This is a genomic window from Shewanella sp. MM_2022_3, from assembly GCF_022557375.1.
In the GTDB taxonomy this organism is placed as follows: domain Bacteria; phylum Pseudomonadota; class Gammaproteobacteria; order Enterobacterales; family Shewanellaceae; genus Shewanella; species Shewanella xiamenensis.
On the sequence record NZ_JAKZGV010000067.1, the window covers coordinates 1 to 18,203 of the forward strand.

General features: G+C 46.9%; 14 protein-coding genes. 4 read left to right on the forward strand and 10 right to left on the reverse strand.

Translation table 11 applies throughout. The features are described from left to right. Positions 1–555: 555 nt before the first annotated feature. Positions 556–2,058, reverse strand: coding sequence for a lysine--tRNA ligase (gene lysS, locus MMG82_RS19945; protein ID WP_011788273.1), 1,503 nt, complete (start codon positions 2,056–2,058; stop codon positions 556–558). A gap of 29 nt (positions 2,059–2,087) precedes the next feature. Continuing rightward, positions 2,088–3,186, reverse strand: a protein-coding gene (prfB, locus tag MMG82_RS19950; protein ID WP_161808781.1) for a peptide chain release factor 2 whose coding sequence is annotated in 2 segments (ribosomal slippage) — positions 2,088–3,110 and positions 3,112–3,186 — 1,098 coding nt in all. Because the reading frame shifts where the segments join, the coding sequence is not laid out codon by codon here. 515 nt (positions 3,187–3,701) lie between these two features. Here prfB and fdhF point away from each other — a divergent pair. Beyond that, positions 3,702–7,985, forward strand: coding sequence for a formate dehydrogenase subunit alpha (fdhF, locus tag MMG82_RS19955; protein ID WP_241407323.1), 4,284 nt, complete (start codon positions 3,702–3,704; stop codon positions 7,983–7,985). Between the two features lie 92 nt (positions 7,986–8,077). On the opposite strand, the gene MMG82_RS19960 is transcribed toward fdhF, so the two are convergent. The 5 genes from MMG82_RS19960 to ohrR form a co-directional block, all read right to left on the reverse strand. Continuing rightward, complete coding sequence (locus MMG82_RS19960; RefSeq protein WP_047538276.1) at positions 8,078–9,742, reverse strand: methyl-accepting chemotaxis protein; 1,665 nt, start codon at positions 9,740–9,742, stop codon at positions 8,078–8,080. 129 nt (positions 9,743–9,871) lie between these two features. Next, positions 9,872–11,023 carry a chromate efflux transporter gene (chrA, locus tag MMG82_RS19965; protein ID WP_037414656.1) on the reverse strand — a complete coding sequence of 384 codons (1,152 nt, stop codon included), beginning with the start codon at positions 11,021–11,023 and terminating at the stop codon, positions 9,872–9,874. A 183-nt stretch (positions 11,024–11,206) separates the two neighbouring features. Beyond that, on the reverse strand, positions 11,207–12,361 hold the full coding sequence (gene rlmC, locus MMG82_RS19970; protein ID WP_241407324.1) for a 23S rRNA (uracil(747)-C(5))-methyltransferase RlmC: 1,155 nt from the start codon (positions 12,359–12,361) through the stop codon (positions 11,207–11,209). Positions 12,362–12,540: 179 nt separating this feature from the next. Next, positions 12,541–13,716 carry an FAD-dependent oxidoreductase gene (locus MMG82_RS19975; protein ID WP_241407326.1) on the reverse strand — a complete coding sequence of 392 codons (1,176 nt, stop codon included), beginning with the start codon at positions 13,714–13,716 and terminating at the stop codon, positions 12,541–12,543. 64 nt (positions 13,717–13,780) lie between these two features. Continuing rightward, entirely contained in the window at positions 13,781–14,275 is a 495-nt protein-coding gene (gene ohrR, locus MMG82_RS19980; RefSeq protein WP_241407325.1) for a hydroperoxide resistance transcriptional regulator OhrR, read from the reverse strand. 129 nt (positions 14,276–14,404) lie between these two features. On the opposite strand from ohrR, the gene MMG82_RS19985 reads away from it, so the two are divergent. From MMG82_RS19985 to MMG82_RS19995, 3 genes are all read left to right on the forward strand, one after another. Continuing rightward, positions 14,405–14,830 (forward strand): organic hydroperoxide resistance protein, encoded by a 426-nt coding sequence (locus MMG82_RS19985; RefSeq protein WP_047538267.1) that lies wholly within the window; start codon positions 14,405–14,407, stop codon positions 14,828–14,830. 215 nt (positions 14,831–15,045) lie between these two features. Then, on the forward strand, positions 15,046–16,470 hold the full coding sequence (locus tag MMG82_RS19990) for a cytochrome c biosynthesis protein (protein WP_037414667.1): 1,425 nt from the start codon (positions 15,046–15,048) through the stop codon (positions 16,468–16,470). Between the two features lie 100 nt (positions 16,471–16,570). Then, complete coding sequence (locus MMG82_RS19995; protein ID WP_011621607.1) at positions 16,571–16,756, forward strand: hypothetical protein; 186 nt, start codon at positions 16,571–16,573, stop codon at positions 16,754–16,756. A gap of 95 nt (positions 16,757–16,851) precedes the next feature. Here MMG82_RS19995 and MMG82_RS20000 read toward each other — a convergent pair whose 3' ends face one another. Genes MMG82_RS20000 through MMG82_RS20010 form a run of 3 tightly spaced genes read right to left on the reverse strand, consistent with a single transcriptional unit; the run spans position 16,852 to position 18,138 of the window. Further along, complete coding sequence (locus MMG82_RS20000; RefSeq protein ID WP_037414668.1) at positions 16,852–17,142, reverse strand: hypothetical protein; 291 nt, start codon at positions 17,140–17,142, stop codon at positions 16,852–16,854. A 55-nt stretch (positions 17,143–17,197) separates the two neighbouring features. Continuing rightward, the gene (locus MMG82_RS20005) at positions 17,198–17,731 is read right to left on the reverse strand and encodes a class I SAM-dependent methyltransferase (protein ID WP_037414669.1); all 534 of its coding nucleotides are present in this window, start codon (positions 17,729–17,731) and stop codon (positions 17,198–17,200) included. After that, positions 17,728–18,138 (reverse strand): hypothetical protein, encoded by a 411-nt coding sequence (locus MMG82_RS20010; RefSeq protein WP_047538262.1) that lies wholly within the window; start codon positions 18,136–18,138, stop codon positions 17,728–17,730. Before MMG82_RS20010 ends, MMG82_RS20005 begins: the two co-directional genes overlap by 4 nt. Between the last annotated feature and the right edge of the window lie 65 nt (positions 18,139–18,203).

Below are 18,203 nucleotides of genomic sequence, written 5' to 3' on the forward strand. Positions count from 1 at the left end.
CATTAGAAAATAATTCTGGGGCTATTTTTAACTGTACTGGGTATGGCTTTGTTGAGATTCAATTTAAAGATACTCTTCATGACTACTTCGAAGTTGCCTGTAAATCATCAATTACAATTAAGAACTGAGAATGCATATAAATGAAAAGCACAAATTTTAAAATGAAATTAATGTTTGTTTTAATATCAGCATTTGCATTATCAGGTTGCGGAGGAAGTAACTCTGATGGTTCATCGAAGTCAACCTACAACTCCTGCAAGATCATAAGTTCACAAGCAACGTTTGCCGCTGACAAAGATAATGACCTTAAGCAATGTTGGAACGCTCCAGGAAACGGTTATGAAAGCAAAGGAGATGCTATGCAATGGTGTGAAAGGCAGATTAATGCATATATGTCTTCGCGTTATGTTATTGGGCACACAGTGTCTTATATGGTCGAGTCAACCTACTGTAAGTAATTGAACATATAATAGAAAAACCAGCCAAATGGCTGGTTTTTTTATATTTATCCAATGCCATTGGGTCGCAGGTTTTATCTGCAACCCAATACCGCACTTAGGCTTGTGGGCGCATTGCTGGGAATAGGATCACATCACGGATAGTGTGAGTGTTAGTAAATAACATCACTAAACGGTCGATACCAATACCTTGACCCGCTGTTGGCGGTAAACCGTGTTCCAGTGCCGTGATGTAGTCTGCATCGTAGAACATGGCTTCGTCGTCACCTGCGTCTTTGGCGTCAACCTGCGCTTTAAAGCGGCTGTCTTGGTCTTCAGCATCGTTTAACTCGCTGAAACCGTTAGCCACTTCACGGCCACCGATGAAGAATTCAAAACGGTCGGTAATGAAGTGATTGTCATCGTTACGACGTGCCAGTGGCGAAATGTCCGCTGGGTAGCCAGTGATGAAGGTCGGTTGCATTAACTGCCATTCAGCGGTTTCACCGAAGATTTCTTCTAATAGTTGACCACAGGTCCAGAACTTCTCGATCTTGATGCCTAGGCTGATAGCCAGTTCACGCATGAATTCAAGATCTTTCACTTGCTCGTAAGTCATGGCTTGGATAGTCGCGTTGTCAGGATTGTACTTCTGAATCGCTTCTAACATGCTTAAACGGGCATATGGGCCACCGAAATCAACGGTGTGCTCGCCGTATGGCATTTGCGCACTGCCTAACAGTTCAATCGCGATAGAGCTTAACAGTTCTTCGGTTAAGTCCATCAGATCTTTGTAGTCAGCATAGGCCATATAGAATTCCATCATAGTGAATTCTGGGTTATGGCGTGGCGACAGACCTTCGTTACGGAAGTTACGGTTGATTTCGAAAACACGCTCAAAACCACCTACCACTAAACGCTTGAGGTATAACTCTGGCGCGATGCGCAGGTACATTGGCATGTCCAGCGCATTGTGGTGAGTGATAAATGGACGGGCTGAAGCGCCGCCTGGGATTACGTGCATCATTGGGGTTTCAACTTCCATGAACTCTTTTTTGATCATGAAGTTACGGATTGCAGCAACCACTTTTGAACGCATTACGAAGGCTTGACGAGATTCTTCGTTAACGATTAAGTCCACATAACGTTGGCGGTAACGGGTTTCTTGGTCCGTTAAGCCGTGGAATTTTTCAGGCAGAGGACGCAGTGCTTTGGTCAGCAGTTGGTACTCTTCCATGTTGACGTACAGATCGCCTTTACCAGACAAGTGCAACTGACCAGTCACGCCGATGATGTCACCGATATCCAAACCTTGGTAACGATCCTTCAGATCCGCTTGAACGCCCTTTTCAGCATAAGCTTGGATACGACCAGACACGTCTTGGATCACCAGGAATGGGCCACGTTTTGCCATGATACGACCAGCGATGCTGGTTCTAAAACCTAAGGCTTCGAGTTCTTCCTTAGTATTTTGACCGTATTTTTCCTGCAACTCAGCCGCTTTATGGGTGCGACGGAACGTATTAGGGTGAGCATTAGCGCTGCAGTTCGGGCGAATGCTGTCTAGCTTGGCACGACGCTCGGCAATCAGTTTGTTTTCATCTTGTACTTGTTCAGTCATCTTATTTCTCGTCTATACCTTTGAATTAATTACAGTCCTGATTTCAAACTGGCTTCGATAAACTTGTCCAGATCGCCATCGAGTACCGCTTGGGTATTGCGCGTCTCCACGCTAGTGCGTAAGTCTTTAATACGGGAATCATCCAATACATAAGAACGAATTTGGCTGCCCCAACCGATGTCAGATTTGGCATCTTCGGCGGCTTGCTTTTCGGCATTTTGCTTATGCATTTCTAATTCGAACAGTTTGGCTTTTAACTGTTTCATCGCCGAATCTTTGTTCTTGTGCTGTGAACGGTCGTTCTGGCACTGCACTACCGTGTTGGTCGGTAAGTGGGTAATACGTACCGCAGATTCGGTTCGGTTTACGTGCTGACCACCGGCACCCGAGGCGCGGTATACGTCGATACGTAAGTCAGCAGGGTTGATATCGATAGTGATATCGTCATCAATCTCAGGGTAAACGAATACCGAGCAGAAAGACGTGTGGCGACGACCCGATGAGTCAAATGGCGATTTACGCACTAAGCGGTGCACGCCCGTCTCTGTACGTAACCAACCGAACGCATACTCACCGGTAAATTTAATGGTCGCGCCCTTAATGCCGGCGACGTCACCGTCAGTGACTTCCATCAGCTCAGGGCTGAATCCGTGGGCTTCGCCCCAACGCAGGTACATACGCAGTACCATGTTGGCCCAGTCCTGTGCCTCTGTACCGCCACTGCCCGATTGAATGTCTAAGTAACAATCGGAGGCGTCATGTTGACCAGAGAACATACGGCGGAATTCGAGTTCGGCCAAACGGCTCTCTAAATAATCCAGCTCTTTGGTGGTTTCATTGAAGGTGTCTTCGTCTTCTTCTTCGATAGCAAGCTCTAGCAGACCTTCAACATCTTCAAGACCTGAGTCCATATCATCGATAGTTTTTACGACGGCTTCGAGGCTGGCGCGCTCTTTACCTAGGGCTTGAGCACGTTCTGGCTCGTTCCACACCTCAGAACTTTCAAGTTCACGGCTGACTTCTTCTAGACGCTCATGCTTAGCATCGTAGTCAAAGATACCCCCTAAGAAGCTGCGTACGCTCGGCAAGCTCCTTAATTTTGAATTTTACTGGATTAACTTCAAACATGGATTTTTAACTTCGCTTTATTGTTGCCACTTTACGGGTTTTCCATCAAAAGCGGCGGCGCTTAACGGTAATTGCAACCGCGCATTTTAACCTAACAACGCTGGTAAACCTAGGGCGTGATAGCGTTTCACTGCGATTTTATCAGCATAAAAAGCACCGTTAGGGTCGGCAGATTAACAAACAAAGCCGAGTTAAGACTGTGATCTTACATGAAATTGCCAGCTTGACGCCCCAATTCAATTAAAAATTGAGTTTACTAAACAGTGATAATCACTAAAAACCGCATAGAATTAAACAAGATACAGATAAAACACATATAAAATGCTGAGATAATCACAGTATTACACCAATAAACTTTCATCAGCGCACAGTCTGACACCTGTTTGTGATGACAGCAGCAATTTAGCATCAAACTTCCCTCGACCATAAGCGTCTTCTAAAGCGCTCTAGTTATACTCAAATCCACCTTAAGCCTGCCATGCAGCAAGCACCCTACAAATATAAAAGGCCATGGGATGATAGAACTTCGAATCGATAATCAGATAGTCTCGGCCGAGCCGAGCGATAACCTATTACACGCAGCCCGTAAGGCGGGTATTGCTATTCCCAGCCTGTGCGATCCCACTGACGCCTCACGGCAATTGGACACGCAAGCCCATGCCGAAAAGCAGGACTGTAACCTTTGTCTGGTGCAAATCGAAAATAGCGATGCCAGTCTGCGCTGCGTTAAAGCCTGTGAAACCCCAGCCCAAACAGGCATGAAGGTCATCACCCAATCGGCATATTTAACCAAACAGCGCCAAGCGGCACTGAACACCATCTTGAGTGATCACTTTGCCGATTGTGAAGCGCCCTGCCAACAGGCCTGCCCTGCGGGGGTCGATGTACAAAGTTATCTCTACCACATTGCCCAAGGTGACCACACCCAAGCGATTAAAGTCATTAAAGACACTCTGCCACTGCCGCTGTCGATTGGCCGTGTCTGCCCCGCGTTTTGCGAAACCGAATGCCGCCGCGGCCTCGTCGACGACCCTATTGCCATCCGCCAACTTAAGCGCCACGCTGCCGATTTAGATTTAGCCGATGACGAGCACGGCAATAGCTATCAACCGCCACGCCTCGCTGACACGGGTAAGAAAATTGCCATTATAGGCGCAGGCCCTGCGGGCTTAAGTGCGGGTTATTATCTTTCTAATCAAGGGCATAATGTCGAGATATTTGAAGCCATGCCCAAGGCGGGCGGTTGGCTGCGCTACGGTATTCCCGAATACCGTTTACCCAAGGCGATTCTCGATAAAGAAATCGAGCTGCTGTGCCGTAATGGTTTAATCATTCATACCCAAACTCGCCTCGGCCATGAGGTTCACTTAGCCCAGTTGGTCACCGACTTCGATGCGGTGTGCCTTGCGATCGGCGCCCAAAAAGCGGTGCCAATGAATTATAAAGGCTCGGAGCTGGCGGGCTGTTATCTTGGAGTAGATTTTCTTAAGGATCATTGCCTCGATAAGCAATTGAAGTTGGGTAAAAAAGTCGCAGTCATCGGCGGCGGCAATACCGCCATCGATTGTGCTCGTACAGCGGTACGTGAAGGCTGCGATGTTACCTTAATCTACCGCCGTACCCGCGCCGAAATGCCCGCCGAAGCCTACGAAGTACACGAGGCCGAAGTCGAAGGAGTAAAATTCCACTTCTTAACCAATCCCATTGAAAATCATAGTGATGCCAATGGACATGTACAGTCGGTCACCTTCAGCAAAATGGCGCTCGGCGAAGCCGATGCTTCAGGCAGACGCGCCCCCGTGGACACTGGGGAAACCTTTACCGAAGCCTTCGACACTGTTATCGCCGCCGTCTCGCAGGCACCAGACCTGAGCTTTATGCAAGATCCCATGGGGCAACTCAGCCATGGCGAGCTGGCACTCAGTCGCTGGAACACCCTCATTGGTTGTGAGCAAACCATGTCATCGGGTGTGGAAAAACTGTTTGTGATGGGCGATGCCCGCCGCGGCCCAGCCACCGCGGTTGCCGCCATTGGTGATGGCCGGAAAGCGGCAAAAGCCATTGATAAAATGCTTCAAATTGGCCTTAGCTGTGATTTACATGCCCACGATTTTAACTCGGTAAAAACCATTCCGAGCGCCCTTAAGCAAGCAAAAACAACATCAGAAGCCGCACCAACGCTTTATCCCCATACGCCACGTCAGCCCCGCTTGAAAATGCCCGAATTAACAGCACTACAACGGCTGCTGAATTACAGTGAAGTCGAATTGGGCTTTCCCACAGATGCCGCTATGCAAGAGGCGGCGCGTTGCCTTGAGTGCGCCTGCCAGACCAATACCGACTGTAAACTAAGGGATTACGCTACGGATTACGGTGTTGAGAGCAAAAGCTTATCCACTGAAAATGCACGGCATTTCAGCGTAGATAAGAGTTCACCCTTTATTCAATTCGATGCTAACCGTTGCATTAGCTGCGGCAAATGCGTTGATGTGTGCCAGCAGCAGAGCGGCCACTGCGCCATCCAATTTACCGAAGATTCCTATCAGGCGCTGCCACAGGAAATCAGTCAAAGCCTCGTGCGCCGCGCGCCGAGAGTTGGCTTTAGCGCGAGCATGGCCGATAGTCGCTGTGTACAATGTGGCAACTGCGTGCAGGTGTGTCCCACTGGCGCACTGGTCGATGCGCGGGACAAACGCCAAGGCGATAAAACAGCACTTAAAACCGCCTCGACGATTTGTACTTACTGCGGTGTAGGCTGTCGTCTGGATCTTAAAATTGACCCTAACACCAGTCGCATTCGCCATATCGAAGGCAATAAAGACTCGGTTGTTAACCAAGGCATGTTATGTGTTAAAGGGCGTTTTGGTTTCGATTTTATTCACAGCGACAAACGCCTCACGACACCATTAATACGTAAAAATGGCGAACTACAACCTTGTAGTTGGCCCGAAGCCATCGCCTATGTGGCGAAACGCTTAACCGAGATAAAACAGCAAGATGGCAGCAACGCGATCGCTAGTCTCGCCTCTGCCAAAGCGACTAACGAAGATAACTTTGTGCTGCAAAAGTTTGTCCGCAGCGTTCTTGGTACCAATAATATCGATCACTGCGCCCGCCTATGCCACTCATCGACGGTAACGGGCTTACAGCAGAGTATTGGTAGTGGCGCGATGACCAATGATATTCCAAGTATTAAGGACTCGGATGTTATCTTTATCATCGGTTCAGACACCACCTGCGCCCATCCGATTATTGCCTCAAAAATCCAGCAGGCGGTAATGCAGCACGGCGCACGATTAATCGTGGCCGATCCTAAACGCGTAGGCATAGCAGAAAAGGCCGAACTCTATGTTGCCCACAGACCGGGCACGGATGTGATGCTATTAAACGCCATTATGGCGGAAATTATTCGCCACGATTGGCAAGATAAAGCCTATATCGCCGAGCGTACTGAAGGGATCGAGGGCCTCTATGCGGAATTAGCGAAGGAGGATTACTCCCTCGAAAACGCCGCCCTAATCACAGGTGTTAAAGCTGAGGATATCGCCCGCATCGCGCGTACCATAGGCACTGCACAAAAAACGGCAGTTTACTACGCCATGGGCATCACTCAGCATACGACAGGCCACGATAACGTCACCGCCATTTCTAACCTGCAACTACTCTGCGGCAATATCGGAGTATCAGGGGCGGGTATCAATCCGCTACGCGGCCAGAGTAATGTGCAAGGGGCTTGTGATATGGGTGCATTACCCAACTACTTCACAGGCTATCAAAAGGTCACGGATATTCATGCCAGAATGCGCTTCGAAAACCACTGGCAAACGCCGTTATCGGGGGAAATTGGCGTCACGGCAACCCACATGATGCACGACATTGCCGAGGGCAAAATCAAAGCCTTATATGTGATGGGTGAAAATCCAGTGCTGAGCGATCCCGATCAAGCTCATGTGCTTAATGCACTGAGTCAAATCGATTTTCTGGTAGTGCAGGATATCTTTTTAACCGAGACGGCCGAGCTTGCCCATGTGGTCTTGCCCGCCGCCGCTTTTGTAGAAAAACGCGGTCACTTTACCAACACCGAACGTCGCGTGCAGCGACTCGAGCAAGCGCTTGCCTCACCGGGGGAAGCCTTACCCGATTGGCAGATCGTACAAGCGCTGGCTAATGCCATGGGCGCAAACTGGGATTACAAAGATGAAGAGGCTATTTGGTCTGAAATCAATGTATTAACACCCCAGTATCGCGGTATTCGTTGGGAAAGATTAACCACAAGTGCAGAGGGTAAAGTGCCTCAGGGTATTCAATGGCCCTGTCCAGATGAAAATCATCCGGGAACACCGATTATGCACCAGAGTCAATTCACCCGCGGTTTAGGCTTATTTACGCCCGTCAGTTATCGTCTTCCCGCCGAAATGCCCTGCAACGAGTACCCACTGACGCTATCAACGGGGCGGCTCTTAGAACAATTCCACACAGGTACACTCACCCGTAAAACACCGGGACTGGATTTACTCGGCGCACCTAAAGTGATGATTTCAGTCTATGATGCCGAGCAACTCGGGATAAATAATGGCGACAAAATTAGCCTTATCACCCGCCGCGGCGAGATTGAGATAGATGCCTTTGTGACTAAACGCGCCCAAGCCGGTGTACTGTTCTTGCCGTTCCATTTTGTCGAAGCCGCAGCGAACAAACTCACCATCAATGCCTTAGATCCCGTGGCTTATATCCCTGAATATAAGGTTTGCGCAGTAAGAGTTGAAAAGGTGACTAAGCGGGTTATCGAACCAGCCTAAACAGATATTTGGGGATACGACTCAATAAATGGATATAAAAAACGGGAGATGTTATCTCCCGTTTTATTTTATAACTCAATAATTAATCAGTATTAAATTTTAAACTGCCCAACTAACTTGCCAAGATTGGTCCCTTCCTGCGACACAGTCTGACTCACCCTTGCCGCATCTTCACTGGAATGCAGCAGCTCATTCACGATTTCTTGGATAGCATAAACGTTACGGTTAATTTCCTCGGTCACAGAGCTTTGCTCAGTCGCCGCGGTGGCAATTTGGGTACTCATATCGTTAATTGCCGTTACCGCCGAGGTAACCGAACCTAAGCTTTCAGAAATAGCACGGGAAGATTCAACCGAGCGCACACAACTCTGCTGACTCTCGTCCATGGTTTTCACCGCCTGCGAGACCAGCTTATGCAGCTCAGATAGCATTTCATTAATTTCTAAGGTACTTGCCTGAGTTCGGCTGGCTAAGTTACGTACCTCATCGGCTACCACGGCAAAACCCCGTCCCTGTTCACCTGCTCGGGCGGCTTCAATGGCTGCGTTAAGAGCGAGCAAGTTGGTTTGCTCGGCAATGCCACCAATCACCGACAATACGCTGTTAATCTTCTGCGATTGTTCACTCAACGATTTGATACTGCCCGCGGCATTATTAATTTGCGCCATCAATCCAGCAATTTCTTCCAATGATGCATCAACACAGCGCTGAGCGTTAGCTACATCACCTGTCGCCGCTTGAGTAGCTTCGGCCACTTGGGTGGTGTTTTGCGCGACTTCACTCGCGGTAGATGACATTTCAGTAATCGCGGTAACGACTTGGTCAGTCTCATTGTTGTGACTGAGCAGTTGGTGTGACATCACTTTCGTTTGGTCATGAATCGCATTGGCTGCCGTTTTGACTTTGGCGGTCGCATTCGCCACATCACCGATAATGGTTTGTAGCTTATCGACAAACAAGTTAAAAGCTCGACCTAATTGAGCAATCTCGTCTTCACCTTTAACTGTTAAGCGTTTAGTTAAATCCCCTTCACCCTTAGCAATATCATTAAGATTATCAGCCATATTTTTGATCGGCACGACCATTCGATGGGCGGCGACCATAATCATAAACGCCGTAATCCCCGTTAACACAATGGCGATGAGGAGGATCATAAACGATTTCTCAGCCATCTGTTCAGTCACAGTTTGACGATAATCTTCAACTACGGCTTCAATATCATCAATATAAGCGCCAGTTCCTAACATCCAGTCTGTACCTGGAACCATCATCACGTAGCTTATCTTCTCAATTTGCTCATTGGTATTAGGCTTCTGATAATAGTAAGAAAAGTTACCATCACCCCGTTTAGCCGCATCCAGCAAACCAACAATAATCTTGGTGCCGCGCGGGTCGGTCATATCGATTTTGTTTTGACCTTCTAAATTAGGTAATAAAGCATGGAATATATTTTTACCTTGAGAATCATACATAAAGAAGTAACCAGCACTGCCAAAACGAATATCTCGTAATGCTTGATTCACATTACCTTGCTCCTTTAAGGACAATTGGTATTGCACAATTCCGGCGGCAATTTCGGTCGCTTCTTTAATTTGTTGTTTACGTTCGCCCACTAATTTTGTTCTAAAGGTCACGACCTCTTCCGCGAGAGATTCCTGTTCGACATAGTAGGAAACGGTCATTAACACTAATAAGGTCAAGATGAGGGGAAACAAAGATAACAGCAGTAATTTATTACGCAGGCTTAAATTCGACATGCTTGCTTACTCCAGAGTGATGTAATTTATATTTTTTATATGGTCGAAGTATAGCCAAAAAGGTGCATCCACTTAGCGCTTGGGTTAACAAAATTTTCTATAGAGGATAAAAATTATACTCAACTGATTTTAAGCTAATAATATCAGTCCTATGCCACATAGGCTAAAACCTAAGACCAGTAACAACATCTGCGGTTTAAAGAGTTTTAATGCACCAAAACCAAGCAAGACAACAGCCATATCCACCGCAGATAACACCCCTTGGGTAAATACAGGTTGATACAGCGCAGCCGCCAATAATCCCACCACACAGGCATTTATGCCCGAGAGCATGCCGGCAATCTTGGGCCTTGCGGCAATCGCATGCCAACTTTTTAAGCCCACCAGCATCAATAAAAATCCCGGTAAGAATATTGCTACAGTTGCGATGGCCGCACCGACAAAGGGATTGTCTAGCATCATCTCAGCGCCAAGGAAGGTGGCAAAGGTAAACATAGGCCCAGGCACGGCTTGGGCAAAGGCGTATCCGGTGAGAAAACGATCGCCGCTCATCGTATCACCCACAGCGGTTTCAAGCAGTGGCAGCACCACATGGCCGCCACCAAAGACTAAACTCCCGACACGAAAAAACTCACCAAAAATCCCTGCTTCAATCCCCAGATTTAAGGCAAAAAAACTCGCCACAAATAAGACAAAGAATAATCCTAAGCTCAGGTAATTTAACCTAATCGGTTCATTTTTACTGGACTCGGTCTCAGTCGCACTCAGGAATGACATACCTAAAATGGCAGCAAGCAACAGTAAGGTGATTTGTGTCCATAAGAAAGGCAGAATGAGTATCGCAGCGGCACTACCGAGCATGAGTAAACGCGCCGTTTGCCGTTGACAAAATTGCTTAAACATCGCCAATACTGCATCTGCGACAACCACGACGGCCAGCAGTTTTAAGCCATGCACAATGCCTTGCATGTACTCGTTACCTAACCAAGCGGCAGTCGTCACCGCCAACAAATACATCAGCACGAAGGAAGGCAAGGTAAATCCAGCAAAGGCGGCTATCGCCCCTAAAAGCCCACCACGATGATAACCAATGGCAAACCCCACCTGACTCGATCCCGGCCCCGGCATAAATTGGCTTAAGGCTACAAAACTGGCATAACGTTTATCATCAAGCCAGGCGAGTTCGTTGACAAAGGTCTGGCGAAAATAACCAATATGCGCCGCTGGCCCACCAAAGCTCATCAGACCAAGAGAAAAAAAACGTAAGAATATCTGTAGCATAAACTTTGCCCTTCGACGCATAAAGTGAACAAGATTATGTCACTAAAAAGACAGTTTAATGAAAGCTAAATCAGCAAGACACAAAAATACTCAACCAAAGGTAAAATGAGCAAAATTCCTTTTTATCGACTTCTAAATTGACTATAGCGATCTACTGCTCAGGAGATCATTCATTTAGATCGCTTAATCTTTTACCAACATGGCTAAGACTTCGAAATGATCCGAATGGGGAAAGAGATCGAATAACTGCACCTTAGTTAATCGATAGCCACGAATATGGGCGAGATCTTTAGCAAGGGTTTTGGGATTACAACTGGAATACAACATCGCCCTAGGGGCAAATTCACTTAAGGCGTGACACAGGGACTCACCAATCCCACGACGCGGCGGATTAACAATAATCAAATCGGGCTTTGTTTGCGCCGCATCACCCTTGGCAAAATCGGTGGAGTCGAGCGCCATAAACTGCACGTTATCCAGCCCCATCAGTTGCGCCGACATCTTCGCGCAAGCAATCGCCTCAGCTTCGATTTCAATCCCAGTTAATGGGATATCTTTGGAGGCACAGTGCAAACCAAAACCGCCCACACCACAAAATAAATCCCACAGCGAGTTTGGCGCAAATTCGCCAACCCACTCACGGGCGGTTTGATACAGTTTTGCAGCAACCTGTGGATTCGTTTGAAAAAAGCTTTTTGGGCGAATAAATAACGGCACATCGTTAAAGCGCTCTTCAAGACGAGTATTTTCAGTTAAGAAAATTTCCTCATCCCCTTCAAGGATCGCCATATGAATGGGCTGAATATTTACCGATACGACGCTGATTTGTGGATATTCAGCCAGCAACGCGGGTAATTCCCGTTCAATACGGGCAATGGCATCGAATGAGCGCAGCACAAAACGCAGCATATATTCGCCGCGTACTTGGCTGCGCGTCAGTAGAATAAACTTAAGCTCGCCCTTGGCTTTATCGATACGATACGGCGGGATACCCGCTTGCTGCACAAAACGCTCCAGACGGTGGAGCAACGCTTGCATATCAGCAGGATACAGCAAGCAGCCACAAAGACTTACCGCCTCGCCATTTGGGCTGACAATCCCCAGTACAGGCGCATGAGCCGCGCCAAGCACCACCATTTTCGCCTTGTTACGAAAACCTTGGTCTTCGCCCACTACGGGCGGCAAAAATTGGGTATTAGTTTGATCAACAAAAGGAGCTAACAATTGCTGCAATTCTTGGGTTTTCGCCGCCAATTGCTGCGCCATGGGCAGCGTAATATGGCGACAGGATTGGCATTGGCCTCGTTCAAAATACCCACATTGCACTAATGTACTCACAGCATCGTACCCACAGCAGTTCCCGTCTATCTTATCTATTGAGATGGCGAGTGAAATTGAGATGACAACTGAAGCATAACCAACACAGTCAAGGCCACAGTCAAAAAGCGCCACACTTTAGCGTTTTTATGCCGAAAAATCACCTTGAACCACAGAATCAGGCCAAATGCGAGGCTGTTTTAAGTTAACCTTAGCGAATCTACATCGGCAATTGGCGAGCGTTTTCCTAACTTTTGTTCAATCCATTCAATTACTTCAGCAGAAGTGCTTCTAAAGGTCGTGAGCTTGCCACCATATAAACTCAGCAGCCTTGGATGCGAAACTGAGGTTTGCATTAAGGTATCCCGAGGCCGCTCAAAAGCGGAACTAGCCTGTTTAGGTAGCACTCGCACGCCGCAATAGGTTTGCACTATCTTAGCCTTAAGCTCCTCAATCGATGGGGAAAGTGGGAAGTAATGACGATAAATACCTAAGAGGTAATGAGTTTCAGATTCCGTTACTTGGGAAGGGGTATCGATGGATGTCAGCACTGTTTCAGTGGTGCCAATGAGCATTTGTCCATACCAAGGCATCACAAAAATCACCCGCTTATCGAAGCAGGATTCTAAATATAAAATCCCCTCTGGTGCAGGCAAGTCGAGCAATAAATGCGCACCCTGTACCCAATCGATTTCAACACCCGCAAGAGGCGGCTCAACGTTAGCTAATACCTGATTAACCCAAGGGCCAGCGGCATTTATCACCAGCTTGGCATCAATTTGTTGTACTTGGCCGCAATGGCGAAAGCTAAGCTCAATATGTTCCCGTAAATGATTGAGCTGCAAAAACTCTGCCTCGGCATAGATCTGCGCGCCAAGTGCTTGAGCGCTTCGCGCCACTGCTTGAGTGAGTAATTTATCGTCGGTTTGTGCATCCCAGTATTGGAATACCGCTTTTAACCCAGTGAGTTTAAGCCCGTTAAAACGATGCCAATGCACTGCGGGAATAGAGACAAAACGCCCAAGCGGATCAAATTCACTCAACAATGCATATAAACTCAGCCCAGCACGTATCGTCAACGGATTGCGTTGACTGTCCTGATAGACGGGAATGTAGAAAGGAACGGGTTTGACTAAGCTAGGCGCCAGATCCAGTAAATTACGTCGCTCAAGCAGTGACTTACGCACGAGATTAACTTGCCCACTCTCAAGGTAACGTAGGCCACCGTGGATAAGCTTACTGGAATTGGCTGAGGTTTGGCCGCCAATCTCACCTTTTTCAATAAGTAAAGTTGAATACCCTGCCGCTGCGGCATATTGGGCAATGCCGACACCGCTGATGCCACCACCGATAATAGCAATATCGAATGAACTCATAGAGGTTTTATCCATCCTGACGTGCTTCTGGCTAACATATCCCAATTCTTTCGAATAGAGATACCTAATCTACACTGTGCAACTTTGCCAATGCTTTATCACACATGGCTTTTAGCGCCTTAAGATCATCAATTTCAGCCCCAATTTTACAGCGCATTAAATGCGGGATCTCACTGGCCTGTTGCTTTAACGCCTGACCAGCAGAAGTTAAACTGAGTACCCGAACCCTTTCATCCTGTTCGCTACGACCGCGACTCACTAATCCCTTCGACTCTAAACGTTTAAGTAACGGCGTCAATGTACCCGAATCGAGAAATAATTTATCCCCTAAGGTCTTCACGCTAATCCCCTGCTCCTGCCACAACACTAGCATGACCAAATATTGGGGATAGGTTAAATCTAGCTTATCAAGCATAGGACGATAGGCACGCACCATGGCATTTGCTGCACTGTATAGAGAAAAACAAACTTGATTCTCTAGGCATAACACATTGTCTGTATTGGTGGTTTCAGACATTTCTAACGCGTTTTCCATTGAAGTTAACTCAGAGCTTGGCATAGTCATTCCAAAAAACTTAAATATATTGCGCACAATATACTTGCATTCACACTAAAGATCGAACTATAGTTTATCACAATTAAATTGCGCACAACTTAAATTAACCATTTAAACACTGAGGATCTAAACATGAAAACATTGTATGAAACCCGAGCAACCGCCAGAGCAGGTCGTCAAGGCCAAGTCAGTACCGATGATGGGTTACTCGATGTAGCACTCGCCTATCCAAAGGCAATGGGCGGAAGTGGATTAGCAACGAACCCTGAGCAACTGTTTGCAGCAGGTTATGCGGCTTGTTTCTCTAATGCGGTTTTGCACGTTGCCAAAATCGGCAAAGTGGCCATTACTGAAGCGCCTGTCAGTGCTGTGGTTGGCATTGGCGCCAATGATGCGGGAGGTTTTGCCTTAACCGTTGCCCTAGAAGTCAATCTTGACCTGCCGCAAGCTGAAGCCGAAGCCTTAGTACAACATGCCCATCAAGTGTGTCCATATTCTAACGCTACACGTAATAATATCGATGTAAAACTGAGTGTTAATGGCATAGCGTTAAACTAAGCGCTTAACCATAGACTGAAAAGCACCTTGGGGTGCTTTTCAGTTATTCGCAGCTTATTTCCCCAACAGTAAACCTGCCTCACTTCCCAAAAACCAGTTAATCGCGAGTTAACTAACATTTCTTAATGCTTAATTTAATCAAAAGGATTGAATTCAGTAGAGTAATAGTCAGAAATCCATTTAAAACACATCTTGTCCACAATTGTGGAGGCACTATGACTAAATACTTAACCCAATTCGCTCTGCTATGCTCTCTCGCATTAGCAATGCTCAGTGCACCTAGTTGGGCCGACACCCCAAATACTTCCGATCAAACGTGGCATTATGTCAACGCCCAAGGTGAGCTTAAGATTAAACTCTACTTTTTTTGGTCGAAAACCTGTCCACACTGCGCACAAGCTCACCCTTTTATTGATTCACTACCGCAAAAATATCCGTGGATAGAACTTGAATCCCATATGGTTTCTGCACCTGGCGTACAGGATATTTGGCAAAATATTGCCGCCAAAACCGCCACAGAAGCCCGCTCAGTTCCTTATATGGCGAGCTGCGAAAAAGCCATTATCGGTTATTCCAGCGAAGCGGTTACTGGCGAGTTCCTCGTTAATCGTTTGAAGAATTGTTACTTATCCTTAGGTGGTCAGCTAAGCGAAGCGGATATGCCAACAAAGGGAGCTGCGTCAACTGCACCGACCAATAGTGAACCTCTGTTTGGCACTTGCGGAACCGACTCAGGTGAAGGAACCTGTGATGCAACTAGCCTGGCAAGTACCGACCAAGCTGAAGTACAACCCGTTGAATTACCACTTGTCGGAGTGGTCACTCCCGAGACGATGTCACTCCCGCTGCTAACGTTAGTACTTGCTGGCGTCGATGCCTTTAACCCTTGCGCCTTCTTCGTATTGCTGTTTTTACTGTCGATTATGGTTAATGCGAAGAGCCGTAGCCGTATGCTGTTAGTCGGCGGTATCTTCGTGTTCTTCTCTGGCTTTATTTATTTCCTGTTTATGACGGCATGGCTGAATATCTTCAAACTGCTAGGAGCAGGTAGTGATGGTGGAATGATCATCTTAGCGGCCGGGGTCTTAGCCTTGATCGCAGGCACCATTAACGTAAAAGACTACTTCTTTACTAAAGGAGAAGTCACCCTCTCAATGTCAGCTGAAAACCGTACGAGCCTGATCAAACGCATGGGGAAACTCTCTAATTCCAGTAGTTTAGGCGCCTTAATTCTGGGATCGACTGTACTGGCGATTTTAGCCAATGCCTACGAACTGCTCTGCACCGCAGGCTTCCCAATGATTTATACCAGCGTACTATCCATGCATAACCTGCCTGAGATTGAGCGCTATATGTATCTGGTTTTATACAATATTGTTTATGTGATCCCACTGGCAATTATTGTGATTGTGTTTAGTGCGACCTTAGGCAAACGTAAACTGACCGAAAAAGAAGGCCAAGCACTCAAGCTGATGTCGGGTGTGATGATGTTTGGTATGGGGGTTGCGCTAGTGATTGATCCCACTGCGCTACAGAGTGTTGGGCTGGCACTGGGGTTAATCCTAGGCTCTTTAGGGCTCACCTTCATCATAGTGCTAAGTCGCAAGTTACTGACGGCAAAAGCCAACAAGGCAGTATAAGCATTAACGCTCGGCTTTGGATTGGCAAACTTGGGATAACGGACTAAAGTAAAACCTGAGCTTGCCGATACAAAGACTCAGCTTACAATTGAGGTTAGTTATGTCTATTTCACTGAACACCCAAGCTATCACGCCCAACTTAGAAAACGGTGCCGTTGGCGTTAAAGTGGCGCAGTTAGCCAAAGAGCAGCAAAAGGCAGAAGGTCAAATTGCCGTTGATTTAATTAACGCTGCAACACCTCAACCCGTGGGAAATACCGGCCACAATATCAACACTACGGCCTAATCCTAGCTCAATGTGTAACCAAAAAACGCCCCGAAGTTCGGGGCGTTTTTATTTACAATTTTTAATGCACTGATGCTGAGGGGAACCAATCAAGCTTAAGAAAAGGCATTACCATTCACATGCATAATAGTGAAAGTCCACACAACAAAGGCCAGAGGAATATGCACTAAGGCATAAAAACATTGGTCGAGTCGACTCATCCCTTTGGCAAGCCAAATCAAATATAAATGCAGCCCAATAACAGCTGGAAACAAGGTAAACAGTGGATACAAGGCAAAAGGGCTAGCATCGGCTAACAAGCTGTGACTTAACAGGGCCCACGCCACCATTAGCGCCGTGGTTATAGGTGGCATGGCAACACGATACTGCTCTGGATACGGAAACATCCTTGGCCTCTTACACTTATTTAATACTTATGGTGGCAGTTGACCCCAAATGGGATCACTGGAGCGGTTTTCGCGCGATCAACTGCGCCTTAGCACTTTCAATACCCGTAACAGCATCGCTTAACCGCCCTTCAAAGTAATGCAAAGGTTGCCAGTTAGCAAATACGGATTGTAGTTCGTGTTCTTTGAGTAAAAAATCGGGATTGCGAGGGCGGCCAATTTCCGCCTGTTGCCACGTAAAAGTCTCATAGACAATGAGTCCACCGTGCTTAAGGCTAGCGGCAATTTGCGGGAACAGTGGCCGATGTAAGTAATTAAAGACTAGCACTATATCAAAAGTGTCTTGGGGTAACAGAGGGGCGCTGCCATCTTCTAAATTCCACTGCCATTGATGTGCTTTGTCGTGTGTTAGCTTGACCAATGTACTCAAATCCTGGTCGATAAAGGTCACTTCACAGCCTTGATTCAGAAACCACAATCCATTTCGCCCAGAGCCACAGGCTAAATCCAATACCTTAAGCCCTGCAAGCTCGGGCCATTGAAACTGGGTAATTAAGCTCGAAGCTGTGCAGAGTGTAGCGTGTGTCATCCCTTTATCTCTTTTTTAGTGTCTATCTGTTTGCGATGCACTATCGAATAGTGTCTGAGTCCAGACGGGCCATGAGAGACTATCACAGATAAAAATAACACCAAGATAAACAACTCTGGCTTGTAATTGGCAAGGGGGATAAACAGACAAAGCAAACCTAATTTTCCAAGGGTTAACACACCCTTAAGTTGAATTAACCAACGCCAATCCCGCATAATTTCCCACAACATTAATATGCTGCCGGTGCTCATGGCGAGATACCAATAATTTAACCAAAGGGATTTATCAATGTTTAATAATATCCCTCCACCCGCACCTGCAATGCCTAATATATGCAAAGCCCTTAAGGCTGTTTTACTAAGTCGCTGTACCCAAAAACGTTTTTCAGAAATCTGCTGCCTAGGCATAAATTTAACCCCTTAACACCACTTAAGTAACATTTTGGAAAAATATATTGTATTTTTTCAAAAAT